Origin of the sequence: uncultured Aureimonas sp., from assembly GCF_913775355.1 — a bacterium.
Lineage (GTDB): Bacteria > Pseudomonadota > Alphaproteobacteria > Rhizobiales > Rhizobiaceae > Aureimonas.
The window spans coordinates 1-3,911 of sequence record NZ_CAJYIU010000059.1 but is presented as its reverse complement, the minus strand read 5'-3'; the positions used below and the strand labels follow the sequence as shown (position 1 = coordinate 3,911).

General features: G+C 71.2%; 3 protein-coding genes and 1 pseudogene. 1 reads left to right on the top strand and 3 read right to left on the bottom strand.

Annotation, left to right across the window (positions count from 1 at the left end; all coding sequences use genetic code 11):
• Window positions 1–385: 385 nt before the first annotated feature.
• Window positions 386–1,918 (bottom strand): YifB family Mg chelatase-like AAA ATPase, encoded by a 1,533-nt coding sequence (locus QZ753_RS04660; RefSeq protein WP_294641525.1) that lies wholly within the window; start codon window positions 1,916–1,918, stop codon window positions 386–388.
• A gap of 269 nt (window positions 1,919–2,187) precedes the next feature.
• Between QZ753_RS04660 and QZ753_RS04655 the strand changes: the two genes are divergently transcribed.
• A complete protein-coding gene (locus QZ753_RS04655; protein ID WP_294641524.1) occupies window positions 2,188–2,802 on the top strand; it encodes a hypothetical protein in 615 nt (204 codons plus the stop codon).
• Window positions 2,803–2,852: 50 nt separating this feature from the next.
• On the opposite strand, the gene QZ753_RS04650 is transcribed toward QZ753_RS04655, so the two are convergent.
• Both QZ753_RS04650 and QZ753_RS04645 read right to left on the bottom strand, forming a co-directional pair.
• Entirely contained in the window at window positions 2,853–3,512 is a 660-nt protein-coding gene (locus QZ753_RS04650; protein ID WP_294641523.1) for an SH3 domain-containing protein, read from the bottom strand.
• 99 nt (window positions 3,513–3,611) lie between these two features.
• Window positions 3,612–3,911 (bottom strand): annotated as a pseudogene (locus QZ753_RS04645) (glutathione synthase); the annotation flags it as partial.

The window sequence follows — 3,911 nt, the reverse complement described above, 5'->3', positions numbered from 1 at the left end:
CGCCGGAGACCTCTTCGCCTCCGGCTTCCTGCGCGGCTACACAGCCGGCCTGCCCCACGACCAGTCCGCCCGCCTCGGCGCCATCGCCGCCGGCCACATCATCGCCCAGATCGGCCCGCGCCCCCAGACCCCGCTCGCCGACCTGCCGGAGGTCCGCGCGATCCTGGGGTAGGTGCGGATGGGACATCGCGGGGCTGCCGCCCCGGTCCCCGCTCGGGGCCTGGCGTCCCCGAACCCCTGCTTTCATTTGACAGTTTTCCAAGGAAAAGGGGGCCGATGGCCCCCTTTTCCTTGGACACTCTTCAAGTGAAGTGGGGTCCAGGGGACGTCATGTCCTCTAGCGGGGTGCGGGGGCAGCGCCCCTGCTGGCATCCCATCCCGAGCCCTACCCCGCGACCGCGGGGCGCTCGGTGGCGACGCGGTAGCTGATGGCTTCGGCGAGGTGCGGGCGGCCGACGGTCTCGGTGCCGGCAAGGTCGGCCAGCGTCCGGGCGACCTTGAGGATGCGGTGGTAGGCGCGGGCCGAGAAGGCCATGCGCTCGGCGGCCTCGCGCAGGAGCTTCGAGCCGGCGGCATCGGGGGCGGCGACGCGCTCGACGAGGGCGGCCGAGCAATGGGCGTTGAGCGTCGTGGGCGGCAGGCCGAGCGCTTCGTAGCGCGCGGCCTGGATGGCGCGGGCGGCCTCGACGCGCGCGCGCACCATGGCGGACGGCTCGGACGGGGCGACGGTCAGGAGGTCGGCGGCCGAGACGGCTGGCACGTCGATGCGGATGTCGATGCGGTCGAGAAGCGGGCCGGAGACGCGGGCCTGATAGTCCGAGGCGCATCGTGGCCCGCGCGCGCAGGTGTGTCCGGGCTCGCCGGCCATGCCGCAGCGGCACGGGTTCATCGCGGCGACGAGTTGGAACCGGGCGGGATAGGTGACGCGGTAGTTGGCGCGCGCGATGACGCTCTCGCCGCTTTCGATCGGCTGGCGCAGCGAATCGAGGACGGCGGGCGAGAACTCCGGCAACTCGTCGAGAAAGAGGACGCCGCGATGGGCGAGCGACACCTCGCCGGGGCGCGTGCGGTGACCGCCGCCGACCATTGCCGCCATCGAGGCGGAATGGTGCGGGGCGCGGAAGGGACGCCGGTCCGACAGCCGCCCGTCGGACAACTCGCCCGCGATCGAGGCGATGCGCGACACGTCGAGGATCTCGGCGGGCACCAGCGGCGGCAGGATCGAAGGCAGGCGTCCGGCGATCATCGACTTGCCGGAGCCCGGCGGCCCGCACATCAGCATGTTGTGGCCGCCGGCGGCCGCCACCTCGAGCGCCCGGCGGGCGGCCGCCTGCCCGCGGATTTCGGCCATGTCGGGGAGGTCCGCGGCGGACGCGCGTACGGCGGGCTCGGGCCGGCCGAGGACCTGCGTGCCGCGGAAGTGGTTGGCGATCTGGATCAGGCTGCGCGCGGCGACGATCGGCATGTCGACGCTCGCCCAGGCGGCTTCCGGCCCGCCGGCCTCGGGGCAGATCAGGCCGAGCGACAGGTCGTGGGCCGCCATCGCCGCCGGCAGGACGCCCGCGACCGGCGAGACCGTGCCGCCGAGCGAGAGCTCGCCGAGGACGAGGTAGCCGGCAAGCTTCTCGGCGGGCAGCGCGCCGAGCGCCGCCATCAGGCCGAGGGCGATCGGAAGGTCGTAGTGCGAGCCCTCCTTCGGCAGGTCGGCGGGCGCGAGGTTCACGGTCACGCGCTTCGGGGGCATCGAGAGGCCGGACGCGTGCAGCGCCGCCTGGACGCGCTCGCGGCTTTCCGCCACCGCCTTGTCGGCGAGGCCGACAATCTGCATCCCCATCTTGCCGGGCGCGACCATCACCTCGACATCGACTGGAATAGCGTCGACGCCCTGGAAGGCGACGGTCCTGACGCGCGAGATCATGCCGACCCGTTCCCCAACGACTGTCGTCCCCAATCCTCTAGATGTTAGCGAAGCCGCTGGTTGGCGACAAGAACGAGGCGAGAACAAACACGCGTCCTCCACAACCTCTGCGAGTTTCCGGACCGTGTTTCGAAGGGCGAGGAGTCCACCGTCTGGGCAACACATAAACTTGACCGGACGAAGAACTTGCCGAGCACAATTCGGCTACTAGCCGCGCCCGGTCGCCTCTACAGGTGGCTCTCCTTCGACCTCCCGGGATCTCATCTTTCGTGTTCAGACCTCTCGTTGCGGCAGGCCTTGCCGTGCTGCTCGCCGGCTGCGCCCAGCCCATCGTGAAGACCACCGGCCCGCTGGCCATCACGCGGGTCGACATCAACGCCGCCCCGACGCTGAAGGCGCACACCGATCTCCTGCCGCAGGTGCGCCAGACCGTGCCGGCCCAGCTCGTCGGCGCCCATCCGGGCAAGCCGGCGGTGCTCGATCTGACGCTGGTCGACGTTCACTACAAGAACCCGGTCGCCTCGCTGCTCGTCGGCGATTCCAACCACCTGACGGCCAAGGGCGTGCTGCGCGCGGAGGACGGTACCGAGATCACCCGCTTCGACGCGCGCACCTCGGACCAGGGCGCGATCAACGGCATCGCCGGCGCGGTGATCTCGGTCGCGCAGGACCGTGCGCGGGTCGACCGCGCTATGGCGCGCGAACTGGCCAAGGACCTGGAGCGCCGCATCTACGGAAAGGTGACGCGCGAGCCGGCGCAGCTGGAGCTCGCGCCGAAGATCGGAGCGCCGGTCGCGCCTCCGGCCCCTGCAGCGGCGCCGGCTCCCACGGCACCCCGCGTCGGCGCGCCGAAGCCGCTGCCGAAGGGCGCGGCGGGCGTCTGACGGCTCCGTGCAGAAACGAAGAAGGGCGCCTGTAGGCGCGCCTTTTTTAATCAATAATCGCGGTCGTAGCCCTCGGGATCGAAGGGGCCGGCATCCGTGCGCTGCCAGCGCGGCGGGCCGTCCTCGTAGCGCTCGCGCCGGTCCTCCCAGCGCTGGCGCCGATCCTCGCGGCGCTCTTCCCAGCGGTCACGTCGCTCGTCGCGACGCTCCTCCCAGCGGCGGTCGTCGCGGCGGGCATAGGGCGGAGGCGGCGGGCCGTCGCGCCAGTCGCGGCGGGGCGGGCCGGCGCGGTCAAAGATGCGCGGGCCGTAAATGCCGTCCCAGCGCTGGCGCTCGCGATAGAAGGGCCGGTCGCGGTAGTAGCGATCCCAATAGTCGCCGAACGAGTAGGTGACGACCGGTGCGCCGATGTAGCGCACCGAGCGCTCGCCGGTGTAGCGCACGCCGCCGCGCACGAAGGCGAGGTAGTTCGACGACATCCAGCCGCGCTGGCCGTAGAAGTCGACGTCGCACCACGAGCGGTTGGCAAGGCACCCGTAGACGCGCACGTCCTCGCCACCGCGCACCACGTTGACGGGCGGATAGGCGGTCGACGGGCCGGCGCGCAGGTTGACGTTGGTGGTCGCGATCGCGGTCGCGGCGCTGGCGACGCCCGGCACGATGAGGGCACTGAAGAGGAGTGCGGATTTCAGAAGGGTCAAGCGGGGCATGGGAGCCGTCCGGTCACAAGGCTTCGATGAATGCATTCAAGCACGGCGCGGTCGAACGGTTCCCGAACGCCCTGTTCATCGGGCGTTCAGGAACGGACTTCAGCGCTTCGCCTCGACGGCGTCCCAGTAGAGGGCGGCGATGTCGGCCCCGCCGAAACGCTTCACCTCACGGATGCCGGTCGGCGAGGTTACGTTGATCTCGGTGAGGTAGTCGCCGATCACGTCGATGCCGACGAACACCTGCCCGCGCGCCTTCAGCGTCGGGCCGATCCGCGCGCAGATCTCGCGCTCGCGCTCCGTCAGCACGGTCGCCTCGGCACGTCCGCCGACATGCATGTTGGAGCGTGCGTCGGTCTCGGACGGCACGCGGTTGATCGCACCGACGGGCTCGCCGTCGAT